This window comes from Sulfurimonas sp. HSL-3221 (assembly GCF_021044585.1).
In the GTDB taxonomy this organism is placed as follows: Bacteria; Campylobacterota; Campylobacteria; order Campylobacterales; family Sulfurimonadaceae; genus Thiomicrolovo; species Thiomicrolovo sulfuroxydans.
In genome coordinates this window covers 1,468,016-1,483,449 of the sequence record NZ_CP087998.1, presented here as the reverse complement: position 1 = coordinate 1,483,449, position 15,434 = coordinate 1,468,016, and the positions used below count along the sequence as shown (strand labels likewise).

At 51.4% G+C, this 15,434-nt stretch carries 19 protein-coding genes; 17 read left to right on the top strand and 2 right to left on the bottom strand.

Annotated features, from left to right (window positions below; all coding sequences use genetic code 11):
* Window positions 1–124: 124 nt before the first annotated feature.
* Entirely contained in the window at window positions 125–994 is an 870-nt protein-coding gene (locus LOH54_RS07550) for an AraC family transcriptional regulator (RefSeq protein WP_231018242.1), read from the top strand.
* 184 nt (window positions 995–1,178) lie between these two features.
* Here LOH54_RS07550 and LOH54_RS07545 read toward each other — a convergent pair whose 3' ends face one another.
* Window positions 1,179–1,346 carry a hypothetical protein gene (locus LOH54_RS07545; protein ID WP_231018240.1) on the bottom strand — a complete coding sequence of 56 codons (168 nt, stop codon included), beginning with the start codon at window positions 1,344–1,346 and terminating at the stop codon, window positions 1,179–1,181.
* Window positions 1,347–1,375: 29 nt separating this feature from the next.
* Window positions 1,376–3,013, bottom strand: a complete 1,638-nt coding sequence (gene nifA / locus LOH54_RS07540) for a nif-specific transcriptional activator NifA (RefSeq protein WP_231018239.1) — start codon at window positions 3,011–3,013, stop codon at window positions 1,376–1,378.
* A 191-nt stretch (window positions 3,014–3,204) separates the two neighbouring features.
* On the opposite strand from nifA, the gene LOH54_RS07535 reads away from it, so the two are divergent.
* The 16 genes from LOH54_RS07535 (at window position 3,205) to LOH54_RS07460 (ending at window position 15,187) form a co-directional block, all read left to right on the top strand.
* On the top strand, window positions 3,205–3,759 hold the full coding sequence (locus LOH54_RS07535; protein ID WP_231018238.1) for a redoxin family protein: 555 nt from the start codon (window positions 3,205–3,207) through the stop codon (window positions 3,757–3,759).
* 25 nt (window positions 3,760–3,784) lie between these two features.
* Window positions 3,785–4,219 carry an ankyrin repeat domain-containing protein gene (locus tag LOH54_RS07530; RefSeq protein WP_231018236.1) on the top strand — a complete coding sequence of 145 codons (435 nt, stop codon included), beginning with the start codon at window positions 3,785–3,787 and terminating at the stop codon, window positions 4,217–4,219.
* Window positions 4,212–5,444, top strand: a complete 1,233-nt coding sequence (locus LOH54_RS07525; protein ID WP_231018234.1) for a nitroreductase family protein — start codon at window positions 4,212–4,214, stop codon at window positions 5,442–5,444. Before LOH54_RS07530 ends, LOH54_RS07525 begins: the two co-directional genes overlap by 8 nt.
* A 22-nt stretch (window positions 5,445–5,466) precedes the next feature.
* Window positions 5,467–5,790 (top strand): hypothetical protein, encoded by a 324-nt coding sequence (locus LOH54_RS07520; protein WP_231018233.1) that lies wholly within the window; start codon window positions 5,467–5,469, stop codon window positions 5,788–5,790.
* Window positions 5,791–5,832: 42 nt separating this feature from the next.
* The gene (locus LOH54_RS07515) at window positions 5,833–6,177 is read left to right on the top strand and encodes a nitrogen fixation protein NifQ (RefSeq protein WP_231018231.1); all 345 of its coding nucleotides are present in this window, start codon (window positions 5,833–5,835) and stop codon (window positions 6,175–6,177) included.
* A gap of 52 nt (window positions 6,178–6,229) precedes the next feature.
* Window positions 6,230–7,240, top strand: a complete 1,011-nt coding sequence (locus LOH54_RS07510; RefSeq protein WP_231018230.1) for an ATP-binding protein — start codon at window positions 6,230–6,232, stop codon at window positions 7,238–7,240.
* Between the two features lie 123 nt (window positions 7,241–7,363).
* Complete coding sequence (locus LOH54_RS07505) at window positions 7,364–7,504, top strand: hypothetical protein (protein WP_231018229.1); 141 nt, start codon at window positions 7,364–7,366, stop codon at window positions 7,502–7,504.
* 100 nt (window positions 7,505–7,604) lie between these two features.
* The gene (locus LOH54_RS07500; RefSeq protein WP_231018227.1) at window positions 7,605–7,805 is read left to right on the top strand and encodes a hypothetical protein; all 201 of its coding nucleotides are present in this window, start codon (window positions 7,605–7,607) and stop codon (window positions 7,803–7,805) included.
* A 319-nt stretch (window positions 7,806–8,124) separates the two neighbouring features.
* The gene (locus LOH54_RS07495; protein ID WP_231018225.1) at window positions 8,125–8,862 is read left to right on the top strand and encodes a putative phage abortive infection protein; all 738 of its coding nucleotides are present in this window, start codon (window positions 8,125–8,127) and stop codon (window positions 8,860–8,862) included.
* Between the two features lie 92 nt (window positions 8,863–8,954).
* Window positions 8,955–10,394, top strand: a complete 1,440-nt coding sequence (locus LOH54_RS07490; protein WP_231018224.1) for a hypothetical protein — start codon at window positions 8,955–8,957, stop codon at window positions 10,392–10,394.
* Between the two features lie 128 nt (window positions 10,395–10,522).
* Window positions 10,523–11,530 carry an HNH endonuclease gene (locus LOH54_RS07485; RefSeq protein WP_231018223.1) on the top strand — a complete coding sequence of 336 codons (1,008 nt, stop codon included), beginning with the start codon at window positions 10,523–10,525 and terminating at the stop codon, window positions 11,528–11,530.
* Between the two features lie 175 nt (window positions 11,531–11,705).
* Window positions 11,706–12,410, top strand: coding sequence for a DNA alkylation repair protein (locus LOH54_RS07480; protein WP_231018222.1), 705 nt, complete (start codon window positions 11,706–11,708; stop codon window positions 12,408–12,410).
* Between the two features lie 63 nt (window positions 12,411–12,473).
* Window positions 12,474–13,628 (top strand): vWA domain-containing protein, encoded by a 1,155-nt coding sequence (locus LOH54_RS07475; RefSeq protein WP_231018221.1) that lies wholly within the window; start codon window positions 12,474–12,476, stop codon window positions 13,626–13,628.
* A gap of 148 nt (window positions 13,629–13,776) precedes the next feature.
* Window positions 13,777–14,472 carry a hypothetical protein gene (locus tag LOH54_RS07470; RefSeq protein ID WP_231018220.1) on the top strand — a complete coding sequence of 232 codons (696 nt, stop codon included), beginning with the start codon at window positions 13,777–13,779 and terminating at the stop codon, window positions 14,470–14,472.
* Window positions 14,473–14,474: 2 nt separating this feature from the next.
* Window positions 14,475–14,777: a hypothetical protein gene (locus tag LOH54_RS07465; protein ID WP_231018219.1), complete on the top strand. Its 303-nt coding sequence runs from the start codon at window positions 14,475–14,477 to the stop codon at window positions 14,775–14,777.
* Window positions 14,774–15,187 carry an ArsC/Spx/MgsR family protein gene (locus tag LOH54_RS07460; protein ID WP_231018217.1) on the top strand — a complete coding sequence of 138 codons (414 nt, stop codon included), beginning with the start codon at window positions 14,774–14,776 and terminating at the stop codon, window positions 15,185–15,187. The genes LOH54_RS07465 and LOH54_RS07460 overlap by 4 nt, the downstream gene beginning before the upstream one ends.
* The last annotated feature ends 247 nt before the right edge of the window (window positions 15,188–15,434 follow it).

The window sequence follows — 15,434 nt, the reverse complement described above, 5'->3', positions numbered from 1 at the left end:
GAGACATTTTAGAGGGTTCCGGAAATTATTTCTTTCTATTTCATGCTTTTTTTATGGGTTAATAATGTGAGTTTTTTTCTTTTTAATTGATAGTAAAATTGTCTATTATTGCTATAATGTAGGTATGAGAAAAGAGACGCTGCAGCGGCATACGAAGATCGCCAACGATATCCTCTACTACATCTACACCCATATCGAGACCCATATCGACCTGGAGGAACTCAGCCGCGACCTGAAGATCAGCAAGTTCCATATGCACCGTATTTTCAAGGAGATGTTCGGCCAGAACATCTATGAAAGCATCAAGTCGATCCGGCTGCAGAAAGCCTCGAGCCTGCTGATCACCAACCGCTATTCGACGATCTCCGAGGTGGCGTCCCTGTGCGGTTACAGCTCGCATTCATCGTTTATCAAGGCGTTCAAGATGCGGTTCGGAAAGAGCCCAAAACGGTGGCGGGAAGGGGGGTATAAAACCTATTCGGACCGTCTGCTGCGCCGCGCGGGGATAGAGACGGCGAAACTCTCCGAATTCGACGGCATGGAGCCCGTCATCGAAAAGCGGCCGGAGCTGGAGAGTTACTATATCCGGCACAAAGGGTATGACAGCATGATCAAGCTGACCTGGCAGAAACTGCAGACCTGGGTGCTGGACAACAATCTTTCGGAGTACCGCCAGATCGCGCTCTTTCACGACAACCCGACGGTCACGCCGCTGGAGGAGTGCCGCTATATCGCTTGTATCGAAACGGACGAGAAGGTGCAGAGCGACCGACTGCCGAAGTTCAAGATCGCGTCGGGTATCTATGCCCGTTTCGACCTGCAGGGGCGACACGAGGATTTTCTACGGTTCATCCACTGGGTCTACCACGTCTGGTTGCCGCGCAGCGAATACGAAACGACGACGAAGCCCTCTTATGCCGTCTACCGGAAGAACAACTTCCTCTCGGAGGACGGCACCTTCGATCTCAGTTTCTATATCTCGATTCGGTACTGATCAGACCCCGTAGATGAGGGCGGCGGGGGCGCTGTAAAACGCCATGGTCGCGCCACAACCGTTGCAGGCGAGCCGGGCGCGCAGTGCGCGAAGCTGTTTATGATAGTAGTGCATTGCCATTTCTAACTCCTTGTTATGAAGGAGATTGCAAACGGCGTTCCAGGTTTTTTTCAGCGCTGCGGGACTACGGTTTGCGCCCGAGGAACCAGCTTGGTTTTACCTCGCGGCAGACGGCGCCAACGCCTTTGCTGCTCTTGTCGCAGCCCTCTTTTTTGCGTCCGAGAAACCAGGTGTCGTAGGTGGTGCCGATGGCGGGTGAAACGCTCGGGTTGTCTGATGTCGCGTGTGCCATGATTATGCTCCTTGGATGGGGTGGGGCATCTAGATGTCGATGCCGTACTTCTTGATCTTATAGCCGATCTGGCGCGGCGTCATGCCCAGCTGGGCCGCCGCCTTGGTCTGGATGCCGCGGTTCTCGATCAGGGCCTGGATGATGGACTCTTTCTCCAGCTCCTGCAGGGTCGCCTTGGTGACCGGGTGCGATTCGGCGTTGGCCGGCGCCTCCTCGATCGGCGGTGGGGCGACAGGGGCCGCCGCCGCGGGCTGCGGTGCCGGCTCCGGCGTGGCGGGGTTGTAGAGCTTCTGGTAATTGAACGGCAGAACGTGGTTGAGCATCTCCGGCTGGACTTCGCCCTCGGGGCAGATCAGTACGAGGCGCTCCATCGTATTTTGCAGTTCCCGGATATTGCCCGGCCAGGGGTAGTCGAGCAGCAGCTCCAGGGCCGCCTTGGAGAGGACCATGCTCTTGTTGTGCTCTTTCATGAACTTCTTCATGTAGTGTTCGACGAGCAGTTTGACGTCTTCGTAGCGCTCGCGCAGCGGCGGCAGGTTCAGCGGAATGACGTTGAGGCGGTAGTAGAGGTCCTCGCGGAACTCCCCTTTTTTGACCATATCCTCGAGGTTCCGGTTCGTCGCCGCGACGAGGCGGACGTTGGTCTTGATCGTCTTCGTACCGCCGACGCGTTCGAACTCCTGCTCCTGGAGGATACGGAGCAGTTTGACCTGCAGGGCCGGGGTGATGTCGCCGATCTCGTCGAGGAAGAGGGTACCGCCGTCGGCCAGCTCGAAGCGCCCTTTGCGCATCTCTTTGGCGTCGGTAAAGGCGCCCTTCTCATGACCGAAGAGTTCGGATTCGAGCAGGGTCTCGCTGATGGCGGCACAGTTGAGCTTGATGAAGGGGCCGTTCTTGCGCTGGCTGAGGTTGTGCACGGCCGTCGCGATCAGCTCCTTACCGGTACCCGTCTCGCCGCGTACGAGGATCGTCGCGTCCGTCGGGGCGACGGTCTCGAGCATGCTGAAGATCTGGCGCATCTTCGTACTGCGCCCAATGATGTTCTCGAAGCGGTGCTCGCTGAGCATCTCCTCTTTGTAGTACATCTTGAGCTGGTTGAGCTCCTCTTTCTCTTTGAGGTAGCGCTGCTGGATGGCGAGTGTTCCGCTAAAGAGCGAACCGACGATGGTGAGCATGCGCACGATCTCGTCGAAGTTCAGCGGCGCGTTGGGGCCGAGGTTGGCGGAGATGACGCCGGTGACGGCATCGTCCTGGATGACCGGCACGGCGACATAGGAGACGGATTTGCTGTTGACGATACCCATTTTGTTGAGGTAGTCGATACTGTTGTGAATATTTTCGATCACGACCGGTTCGCCGCCCTGCGCCGCCAGTCCCGTCGCGCCCTCGCCCATACGGTAGGTCGCCATCAGGCGCTGCTGTTCGGTAAGGTCGATCGAAGCGTACAGGTCCAGTACATCCTCTTCGTTGAGCAGGAAAAGTGCACAGCGTTCCAGGTAGTTGTGACGCTTGAGCAGGCGCATGCCCTGTTCAATCGTCTCCTTGATGTCCGTCGAACTGGCCAGGATGACCGCGATTTCGTAAAGCAGTTCGATCTCTTTGTAGGCAAAGGTCAACGAACAGGTCTTACATTCGGGCCTGTCGGGGATCACGGGGGAGTCATACATCATTACGTTTTTTCTTTCTTACTACAGTTTATAGCGGTTTCAATCGCCTGGTTGAACCTAGATTCAGTCGTTATTATAGTCCATGCCTACACCAAAATGCGACAAATATGTAGTATAAAAAATAGGCACCCGTGCGAATTTCACAAGAACGTTTTTTGCATTGTGAGCGGAAATCTCACAGAGGATATGTTATGGAAATTACGGTACACGGCACCCCGACCCCCCTTATCGGAAAGCAGCCCACTCTGGGCGGAGAAGCCCCGGCGGCACGCATTACGAAACTTGACGGTTCACAGAACGTCATCGGTATGATCGCTCCCAATACCCAGTTGCTCATCGCTATTCCTTCGCTGAAGACGGAAGTATGTTCCCTCGGCGCAAAGAAGTTCAATGATCTTCTCAAAACCTTCAAAAAGCTCAACGCCGTCATGGTGACGACGGACGATCTTGACTTTGTCAAAGACTTCGCCGAGAAAGAGTCCATCGACGCCGCGGAACTTGTCGTCGACCCGGACCGCAACTTTGCGAAAAAATACGGCCTGCTGATCAGCGAGGGCAAACTCAAAGACCGTATGGCCCGCGCCGTCTACGTCATCGACCGTGACGGTCTTGTCGCCTACCGCGAGATCGTTCCCGAGATCGTCGACGAAGTCAACTACGATGCCTGTATCGAAGCCGTTGACAAACTGGTCAACGAGAAGAAGACCGGTCACGGCCATTCTCACGAAGAGTGGATGAGCGTCTAAGCCTCTTTTGATCAAGGAGTTCGTTATGGCAGAGAACTATATTGCGTGGCTGCTGGCACGCGGATTTGACCCCAGCGACCTGGAATCCCGGGCCTTCAACGGTAATACTCCGCTGCTGCAGGCGGCGCTGGAGGGTAACGATATGATGGTCGAGCGCCTGCTGGAAGCCGGCGTGGACCTTTATGCGGTCAACAACGACTTCAACGGCGTTATCTTCAACGCCTGTTATGCCGACAGTGCCGCGATCATTGCCCGCCTTTTCACTGCCGGTGCGGACATTGACGACATCAATGAGAACGGCGAAACACCGCTGATGTACGCCGTCTCCGCTTCCCGTCTTAATAGCGTTAAATCGCTTCTCTCCCTCGGCGCCGACAAATCCATGCAGAATATGGACGGCTACTGCGCCATCGATTTCGCCGTTAACCGGGACGTCCTCAATCAGCTGCGCTATGCGTGAGCTGTATGATGCCACGGCGCTGACGCCGCTGCGTGTCGCCCGTTCCGGCGGCTACATCGACTGGGCTTCGCAGCCCTCCCTTTTCAAACGCTACCCGGAGTTTCTCTACCGCATCGGTTTTGACGCCCATGAAGAGCTCGCTCCGCTGGCGCTTTCGCGCTGCATCACCTTTGAGGGTGACGTCGGGGGCAAACCCTACCTGCGCCTCAATACCCCCTCTGCCGGCAACCTCCACCCCGTGGAGCTTTATGTACAGGTACGGGGGGTCAAGGGGGTGCTGAGCGGTACCTACCACCTGGACGCCCTCAAAGAGGAGATGGTCCTCATCCGCGAATGCGGCGCCGAGGGGCTGGAGCACTTCGTCGGGATGGAAACGCGCTTCGACGGGTTCATTTTTGTCGTCAGCGTCGTTCCGTTCCGTTCCGAATGGAAGTACGGCCACCGCGCCTGGCGCTACTGCTACATGGATGCCGGTCACCAGATCGGCGCGCTCTGCGCCGCGATGGAAGCGCACGGGCTTGAAACGACGCTGCTGGGCGAGGCGGATTTCTCGGCGCTGAACCACATGATGGGGTTCGGGCAGCAGGAGTTCGTCTGCGCGGCCATGGCCGTGGGAAAGGCGGGCGAGAAACCCGTCAAGCTGCCGAAAACGCCCCTGATGCAGGTGGCGCCCACGGACTACGACGAAAGCGACGGGGTCGTTCCCGGCTGGATCGTGCAGCACCATCCCGTCGGCACGACCCTGCCGCCGCGCATGGGCGGCAGCGCCGACGAGGCCCTGCAGCGCGCCCGCCGTTCCGCCCGGGTCTTCGCCGGGAAGACGATGCCGGCGGATGCATTTGAACGCATTATGCATACGCTCACGCGAACGCCGGAGTGGCTGAACGCCTACGCGATCGTGCTCCGGGATGATCAGACCCCGGCCGGTGTCTACCGCGGGGGCAAACGGATAAAGACGGGCGACTTCGCCGAGTCCATCGCCGCGATGCTGGTCGATCAGCGTTTCGTCTCAAACGCGGAGATCGTCATGGTCTTGAGCACGCCCGAGTACAGTGCGGACCTGCAGATGGCCTCGGCCGCCTTTGCGCACGGCCTCTCATTGGAAGCCGCCGCGCGCGGGGTAGGGTACACGGCCATCGGCGCCTTTTACGATAAGAAGCTGCAGACCTTTTTGGAGACGCCGGAAGACATACTCTATGTCGGCGTCTTCGGTCTGGAACGTTAGGGTATATGGAGGTGCCCTTGCTATGAATGTCAAGAAAATGAACAAAGCACACAGTGCCGAAGCACAGAAGATCCTGAACATCTACCGCTTTTACCAGAAAGACGGAAATCTGTACCTCACGGCGGACGACGAAACGCTCGATGCGATCTTTGAGGCGGTCGTCGACGCCATCAACGACTGCGGTCCGCTCAAGGCGACGCTCCCCTACAACGAGTTCGTCCATCCGAGCAAGATGACGGCGGAGGGGGACCCGGGCTGGGTCGGGCATTTCGAGGAGCGGGACAACCGCCGCTTCTTCCTCAGCGACATTCACGACTATCTCTATCTGCTCTACGGCAGACAGTAGAACGGTATTTGCATGTTGATGAGTTATATTCAAGGAGACTCCATGACAGCTATCATGCCGCCTGAACATGTCAAAATGTATGAAGATGTCAAGACACTCCTCTCCGCGTATGCGGTCAACTACTACGCCAAGACCGTCCTGGCGCCCCTGGTCGCGCAGAAATCGCTGCTGATGGACCATCTCTACGAGGATATGGGTTTCCACAGCCGCACGGAGATGGGTCAGTTCATGAAAAAGAACTTCCCGAAGCTGGCGGCGGAGAAGCCCAAAGAGAAGCTTTGGAAAAAATACATCTATGACCGGGTCGGCTCCATCGCCCCGGCCTGCGCCACCTGCGATGATCAGCTCACCTGCTTTAAATGCATGGTCAAAGAGCTGAGTGTCTGATTTTTCAGGCACGCGACATTAATCACTCCCACGAAAGGAACGCTACCCTTCAATGACAACACCCTCGATCTCGACCACGGAACTTTACGACCATATCGATACGCTGATTAAGACAGATACCCCTCTGTTCATTCACGGCAGCCCGGGCATCGGCAAATCCTACATTGTTGCCGATGTTGCGGAAAAGAACAAACTGGAGCTCGTCGACGTGCGCCTCTCCCAGATGGACCCGGTCGATCTCCGGGGCGTCCCGGCGATCCGCGACGAGCAGACGGTCTGGATGCCGCCGGTCTTCTTTCCGAAAGATCCCGATTCTGAGGGAATTTTGTTCCTCGACGAGCTCAACTCCGCGCCGCCGTCAGTGCAGGCGGCCATCTACCAGCTGGTGCTCAACCGCCGCATGGGCGAGTACGACCTGCCCGACGGGTGGCGGATCATCTGCGCGGGGAACCGCGTCAGCGACCGTGGGGTCGTTTTCCGCCTGCCGACGCCGCTGGCCAACCGGATGGTGCACCTGCACGTTCAGGCCCGCTTCGACGACTTCAAGCTCTTCGCGTTGAAATCGAAACTGCACCACTTCGTCATCGGTTTCCTGGGCTTCCGCCCGGACCTGCTCTCGACCGAACCGGTCGTCGAGGACGACGCCAACCCGGCGTTTGCCACGCCGCGCAGTTACCACATGCTCTCGAACATCCTGAAGTCCAACATGGATATTGGCAAGATCGCCCCGGTTATCTACGGCACCATCGGATACGCCGCCGGGATCGAGTTCGTCTCCTACGTCAAGGTCTACGAGGAGCTGCCGGATGTCGCGGCGATCTACGAGGGGCACTACCCCGAGATCCCGAACCAGCCGGCACTGCTCTACGCGCTCGTCTCCGCGCTCGTCGAGTACTACAACGGTTCCGACACCCACAAAGACCACCTCTTCACCTACAGCGAAACCCTCCCGACGGAGTTCGGCGTCATGCTCGTCAAGGACGTCATCGTCAAGGACGAATCCATCGCGACCCACGGCGCCTTCGACGCCTGGCTGGCGAAGTACGGGGAGTACATCCTTTAAAAGGTCTGCTCGAAAGAGCAAACCTCTCCTCTCTAACCGCCACGCCTAGTCCGTATTTCTCTCTCACAAACGGCTCATGAAATTTTCCTATGCTTTCTGAAAAGAACGACAAAAGGATAAACGATGCGATACCTGTTCATACTGCTTATTGCGCTTCTGTTCAGCGGCTGTGTCGTCCGGGTGCCGGGGCCGCATCATCACGGTCCGGTCATCTACTATGACATCTATCCGTACGGCGGCTACCATAGGGGACACCGGTACTGAAAACAATGCGCACTGATTAGCCCGTGAGGGCTAACCGCGTCACGATCTACTCACGATTTTTTTCTATGCTTTTCCTATCTAAAAGAAAAAAGGATAGAAGATGCGATACCTACTGCTTGCACTCATCCCACTGCTTTTTACCGGCTGCGTCATCCGTGCGCCGTACGCTTACAGAGGTGAACCGGTCATTTATTATGAGTCCGGATACCCGGCGGGATATTACGAAGAGGGCCGTACCGTCTATAAACGCAGCAACGGTCACGGGCACGCCTACGGACACCATAAAGAGTACCGCCACTAAAACCTCTCCCGGGTCGGTTGCCACCGTCCCATCCTTCTATTTCTGTATTAATTAGTTTTGTTTTGTGTTAAGTCGATAGATGGTATATTCATTTGCATCTATGACGAGATGTACGATGAAGAGGGTTTCCCAATAGATAATTGAACATTTTGTGCATTGAATAAAGAGTTATCTTAATAGTGAAAAAAAAGGATATGTCATCAAAGATTTCATAAAAAAGCATAAAAATGTATTTATTGCCATATTCATAGCGTGGGTTATCTTTTTTGCTTCTGTAATTGCAATAGCAACTAATTTGAGTTTTCAGATACCACCTAGTATGTCTCTGGAAAGTCTTGGTGTTTTTGGAGATAGCTTCAACGTACTAACTAGTTTATTTACAGGATTAGCATTTGCAGGCGTCATAATATCTGTCATTTTGCAAACACAAGAACTAAAAGAAGCAAGAGCAGAATTTAAAGGACAAAAAGAAGCTTTGCAAAATCAAGAATTTGACAACAAGTTTTTTCAAATGTTGAATCTCCTTAACAACATTACAGAAAATTTTGTTATTGAATCAGATGAAGAAACGTATCAAGGTAAAGAAACTTTTAAATTTTTGAAGAACAAATTTCAAGAATACATACAAAATGAAAATTACCAATCTCAGAATAAGGATAAATTTTTAGATTTTCAAAGTGCATTTGATGATTTCAATAACTCTTACGACACCACATTTAAATATTACTTCATCAACCTATATCAAATTTTAAAATACATCAATGTCTATATTAAAGATGAAGAAGAAGCAAAAGAATATACAAATATGTTAAGGGCTCAATTAACGAAAAATCAGTTGGTTTTATTGGCATACAACGCCATAGGGGTTCAAAATTTTACAACTAATGACTATCAACAATTGGTAGAAAAATATTCTTTTTTTGAACATTTAAGATACGATGACTTTTGTGAAAATGCAAACATAACTCAAACTGTAAATAGAGTTTTAGTGAAGTATGTAGATAAAGCATTTGACAAAAACCAAGATTTGATTGATGAAATTGCAAAACACAGATAACAAATCAAAGGAGACCAATCAAAAACCCGCGGCCGGCTTTTTGATTGCTCATTTTAAACGTTATGTTGGAATGTAAGAGCATAGGATAGTTTATGGCAAAGAAAAAAATATTAGCAATTGGATTCTCTCTTCCAGACGAAAATATTGGTTATTCCGATTTTGACTCCGATATTTCTCTATTAGACTGGGATATTATTCTTTTTAAACCCAATATAAACGGTTACATTTATAGACGTGAGAGTATGTTTGAAGGCAAGCCATGTCTTTCTGATAATGAATCTTTCAAGCTAAAAGCACAAACTGAGCATTGGCGTCGAGAAATCAAGACAGCTGTTGAACATGGGAAACTGGTTATTGTTTTTATGGATGAGTTGAAACTAATAAGTATTGCGACAGGTCAAAAAGAATATTCCGGGACAGGTAGGAATCAAAAAATAACAAGAATAGTAGCTGACTACAATAATTACCGTTCTATCCCAATAGATTTCAAGCTAATTAATTCCAAAGGTAAAGAAATTAAACTCTCTACAAAAAACACTGAATTGATTTCTTCATACTGGAATGAGTTTTCTGGAGCTTCATCCTACAAGGTCATAATTGAAGGTGGAGGTATACCTTGTCTCGTCACTAAACATGGTGAGAAGGTAGTTGGTACTATTGCCCGTTCTAAGAATTCTGCTGGTGCATTAGTATGTTTGCCAGATGTAGACTTTTATCAAGACACATTTTTTAATGAAGAAGATGAAGAAGATGAATGGTCGTCTGAAGGGAAACAATTTGCTGCACGATTTATCAAAGAAATTGTTTCCCTTGACAAGTCTTTACGTTCTACAGGCGAACTTACTCCTGAACCTGAGTGGGCAAAAGATTCACAATATAAACTAGATCAAGAAAATACAGCCTATGAAAAACTTCTTAAGATTGAAGAAAAACTTGAACTCATACAAATTGAAAAAGAAGCTATTGTTGATGAAATAAACGACTTGGAGCGACTAAGAAACCTTCTATTTGAAAAAGGCAAACCTCTTGAATATGCAATTCTTGATGCCCTAAAGACACTTGGTTTCGAAGTTTCACAATTTGATAATGGTGAATCTGAATTCGATGCTGTTTTTGAATCAAAAGAAGGTAGATTGATTGGTGAGGCAGAAGGAAAGGATAATAAAGCAGTAAATATTGATAAACTTCGTCAATTGGCACTCAATATTCATGAAGATTTGGAACGTGATGAGATTGACAAGCCTGCAAAGCCAGTTTTATTTGGCAATGCATATAGACTGCTTCCCATAAATGAACGATCTGAACCATTTACTACAAAATGTATTACGGCAGCTACTACAAGTTCTACAGCTCTTATATTTTGTCCCGATCTTTTTGAGGTTGCCAAATATCTGAAGGATAAACGTGATAGTAGATTTGCAACAAAATGCCGCAAAGCTATACTAAACTCTGTAGGTAGAGTCAATTTTCCAGAGGTACCACAAAAAACGAAGAAAATGAGTGAGCAAGTAACTGATGAAATACAAATATAACAACACAAAGGAGACCAATCAAAAAAACCGTGGGCGGCTTTTTGATTGGTCATTTTAAACGCTATGTTCATATAGATAGTGAGATTAATACGTCATGCAACTATAGTTGTATTTTAGTGGAGTAAATAATGTTTCAGATGATCTTCGAAAATGGCCAGCTTAAAATGAAATTCACATTGCCCCAAGATCAAATGAACCTGTTCAAGTGCTATGAATTCACTAGAACTAACTACGACAAAATAGTTGATTATTCCTTCTGCGATTTAGATGAGAACATTCATTTAGGGGATAAAGGAGTGTGCAGATTCTGTGGTGACGCCGAAGGGGAAACAACATTTGAAACAGTGGCCCACACAATTCCCGAATCATTAGGAAACAAAAAGCTTTTTTCAAACGACGAATGCGATAGATGCAATTCATATTTTGGAAGTTACATTGAAAATGAATTAGCAGAATTTTTATCTATATTTCGGTCTATTGGTTTTGTCAAAGGGAAAAAGGGCAGACCCCATCAAAAGCACTATGCAAATCATGGGTGTGTTACCACATTCCATGATCAAAGACTATTGCGCTTTTCAACAAAAGCAGGCAAAAAAATGTTCAAGGATCTCGGCGACAATAATGCCGAAATCCAGCTCAAAGACATAAAAATACATCATCATAAAATCATGAAGTCATTTTCCAAAATTGCATTAGCATTAATGCCTGTTGATGAAATTCAATACTTTGATGCAACAAAAGAATGGCTTTTCGAGGACTCTTATCCAAGTGATAAGTTCCCTGAAAACAGCTATGGAATGATGTTTATTTATAGCAAAACTGCCAACAAAAATAATTTGATTAGAGCCGTCCTTTTACGACGGCAAGAACATCTTGATCAAAGATGTCCATACATGATGATTGGCATATATTTTGCGCATTTCACATTTTTCGTGCCCATTCAATTTTCTTCAAAAGATGATTTTCACCGTGAGCATCTAATAATAGGGGCGGCCCATATCAATAATGCGTCTGTTGACATGCAACAGTATCAATTTCATCCTTTGGGGTATCATTCCCCGACAACTACCTTCTCTATGAATATGAAGATGACATATGAAACTAAAGAAAGTATTCCACAGGATGAAAAGGAATAAACCTGTATGGAGTTAAGGAGTTAGCTAATGCATACGCATTCTTTGGACTTCAGGCACCAATAGGAATTGCTTTGAGCTTTGAAGCCATTTGTACATATAATAAATCAGTGGAGACCAATCAAAAACCCGCGGGCGGCTTTTTGATTCCTCGTTTTCAACGTTACAAGTACACGCGATGAACGCAGAACAAATCAGCTTAACCCTCAGAAACCTCGGCGACCCCGACATCGCCGAACATTCGCAGCGCTTTTTCAAAACGGGCGAGGGAGAGTATGGAGCAGGGGATAGATTCCTCGGTATCCGCGTCCCCGTGTTGCGAAAGCAGGTATCTGCATTCTGGTTGGCGCCGCTGCAGGAGGTCGAGAAACTGCTGCACTCTCCCTATCATGAAGAGCGCCTTTTCGCCCTGCTGCTGATGGTCGCGAAGTATGAGCGTGGCGATACAGCAGAGAAAGAGGCGGTTTACAACTGCTACATGGCCAATACCGCCCACATCAACAACTGGGATCTTGTTGACAGCTCCGCGCCTTACATTGTCGGCGAGTACCTGATAGCGAGGGAGAAAGCGATCCTCTATACGTTCGCACGTTCAGAAAGTTTGTGGGAGCGCCGCATCGCGATAATGGCGACGTTCTACTTTATCCGCAACAGCAGGTTCGACACGGCGCTGGAAATAGCGGAACTGCTGCTGCGTGACACCCATGACCTTATCCACAAGGCCGTCGGGTGGATGCTGCGGGAGGTCGGGAACCGCGACCCGGAAAGAGAGCGGGCGTTTCTCGCTTCGCGTTACAAGACGATGCCGCGGACGATGCTGCACTACGCCATCGAGAAGTTCCCCGAAGCGGAGCGCAAGGCTTACCTGAAGGGGGAGGTGTAGCCGCCAATTGATAGAACGGCGATTGCATATTTTCCGGCATAAACCCAGGGTAGAGAGAGGGCCATGCCAGAAGAACAGAGCGATTTGCAGCGCCGGCTGGAGAAGATCCGCGTCCAGTTTCTATTTGACCACCCGTTTTTGAGCGTATTGGCACTCTCCCTGCCTATGCGCTACCGCAAGAACCCCCACGAAGCCTTCGAGACCGACGGGACGGCCATCTACGTCGATACGACGATGGCCGAGACCATTCCCGAACCGCAGCTCAAGTACATTTACGCGCATACGCTGCTGCACATCATGCTCAAGCACCCTTTCCGTATGGGCGGGCGCGACCACAAAACGTGGAACCGCAGCAGCGACGTCGTCATCAACCTGCTGCTCGATGATTTCGAGCGGGTCGGCGAGCGGCCCGAACATGAAGTGATGATGGAGAAGTACCGCGACCAGAGCGTCGAAGAGGTCTACAACACGCTGTACCAGGAGAACCCCGAGGGCGAAGGCACGCCCGACGACGAGAACCCGCAGGAGCAGAAGCAGGACCTCATAGAAAGCGAGGGCGACAGCGAAGCGGCGATGGAAGATATCGACGCGCTGATCGTGCAGGCGATGGGGGCGGCGCAGAAGCAGGGGAACATCCCGGCCTCCTTCCTGGAAGTGATCCGCGAAGTCACCCGTCCCAAGATTGACCTGGCGACCCTCCTGCACACCTATATGACGGAGAGCTTCTTCGACAAGCAGAGCGACTTCTCCCGCCCCAACCGCCGTTTCATCTACCAGGAGCTCTACCTGCCCGGATACCGCCAGGAGAACAACCGTCTCAACCTCTACATTGCGCTGGACCGCTCCATGAGTATCAGCCGAGACACCTTCTCGAAGTTCCTCGGTATCATCGACGGGGTTTTGCGCCTCAGTACGGACTTCAAGGTGACGGTCATCCCCTTCGACGATGAGGTCGACAAGGAGAAGATCGTCACCTACGACGCCCAGGCGCTCAAACCGGAAGTGGCGTTCGAGAAGGGCAACGGCGGGACGCAGTTCGCACCGGTACTGGAGTACCTCAATACGGCGGACGAGGCGGCGGCGACGCTGATGGTACTCAGCGACGGTTTCTTCAAGATTGAAAAGGCCTCGCACCTGCCGACGCTGTTCCTGGTGAGCGAAAAGCGCAACATGAAGCGTTTTGAGCCCTACGGCGACGTCTTCTACTTTGATCTGTGAGGAAATCAGCTGTGCTCTGCATAGTAATGGGAATGAAACAGGAGCATGGAATGCGACAAAGCGCCAAGGGTGCGTGGGCCTGCTGCCGAAGCAAACCCAGTGTTAACGCAGGTATCCGGACTTTGTTCGGATACCGTGAGGAGTAGATATGTACGACCTGAGTTACAAGGAAGAGATCGAAGCCCTCAAGGATGAGCCGGACTTCGAGACAAGAGGCGACGAGCTCTACCTCTACCACGAGGATGATGAGGCGCGTCTGGAGTGGGCCTTCTACCGCCCCTCCGGTTCGCACCCGGAGCAGGTCAGCGACAAAAACGTCATGGTCTCCATTATGGCCTTCAACCACTCGCGCCTGGGGGCGTACGAACGCTTCACGCGGCTGCACCCCGACGTCATCGCGAACGACCGCCTGCGCGTCAAGGTACGCAACCGGAGCCGGATGCTCTTCCGGGCCATGGTCGACAACGACTTTACCGAATTGGTGCAGGTGCTCGAATACGCGCCGGTCTTTATCGACATGGCCTGCGACCAGGTCATCAACGGCCGTATCTGGAACGAACATTACGCCGACCTGGGGGCCGCGACGAGCTTCCTGGGAATGGCCGAAGCGCACCTGGACGACAAGCTTGTCGACGGGGTAAAACGCCGCCTGCAGCCGGTCAAGAAGTTTACATACGACGAGGCGAAGGCCTACCTGGAGACGCTGAGCAAGCAGGCACAGAATTTGCATCCTCTGCTTAAAGCGCACTATACAGATGCGTATGAGACATGGGTGGAAAAGACGCAGTTGCATCCGCTGCAGCGGATCGCACTGCAAAAACAGATAGCGGCTTTGAAGGAGTAAAAATGTCTGAAGAGAGTGTTGAGATGTCCGAAACTGGTATGGACATGTCCGAACCGATTAGCAAGACGCGGATTCTCCGCAGCGTGATGAAGGCGATCTACAACCTCGCCGACGAGGAGAACTACAGCGTCTACGAAGCCGAGGACATCGCTTTTTACCTCGGGCTTGATCAGAAGCTTGTCGACGAAGCGATCGAGACCCTGTGGGATGCGGGCTGCCTGAACCACTGCATGACCGAGGACGATGACGGTACGACGACCTACTGCCTCACCGACAAAGCCATTGATATGGTTGAGCTGGGATGACGCTGGTCCTCTTTTACGAAAAACCGGGCTGCGCCACCAACGCGCGTCAGAAGAAGCTGCTCTACAAGGCGGGATGCACGCTCATTGTGCAGGACCTGCTGGCGCTCAGTATGAGCCCGGAAGAGCTGAAGACCTACCTGGACGAACGTCCCGTGGCCGAGTGGTTCAACCCCAACGCCCCCGCTGTCAAAGAGGGGCGGGTCGACCCCACGGCTTACAACGCCGAAGCGGCCCTTTCCATGCTGCTGCAAGACCCCATTCTTATCCGCCGTCCCCTTATCAGCGTCAACGGCCACCGCATGTGCGGCTTCGACCAGGCGAAAATCGAAGGGATCATCAACACGCCGCTGGGCACGCCCATCGACAACAGCTGCTCCTCCGAAAACGGCGAATCCTGTCCGGAACCATAATTGCAATAAGAGTGACAATCAAGGCACAAGGAGAAACGATGCACGCTTTGGACAACTATTTTCGTACGAAGTTCAACTTCATGGCAATGGTCTATGTCGGTCTGATCGCCGTTGCCGTCTACGCCAAACAGTTCTAATCGCTTCGGGACGTCCCGCCGTCCTGGCAAGCAACTATCCCCCTCTCTCTTTTGATACCGTTCCCATCCTCTTTGCAGGCACACCCTGTTTTCTGCCTATTTTTCATCTG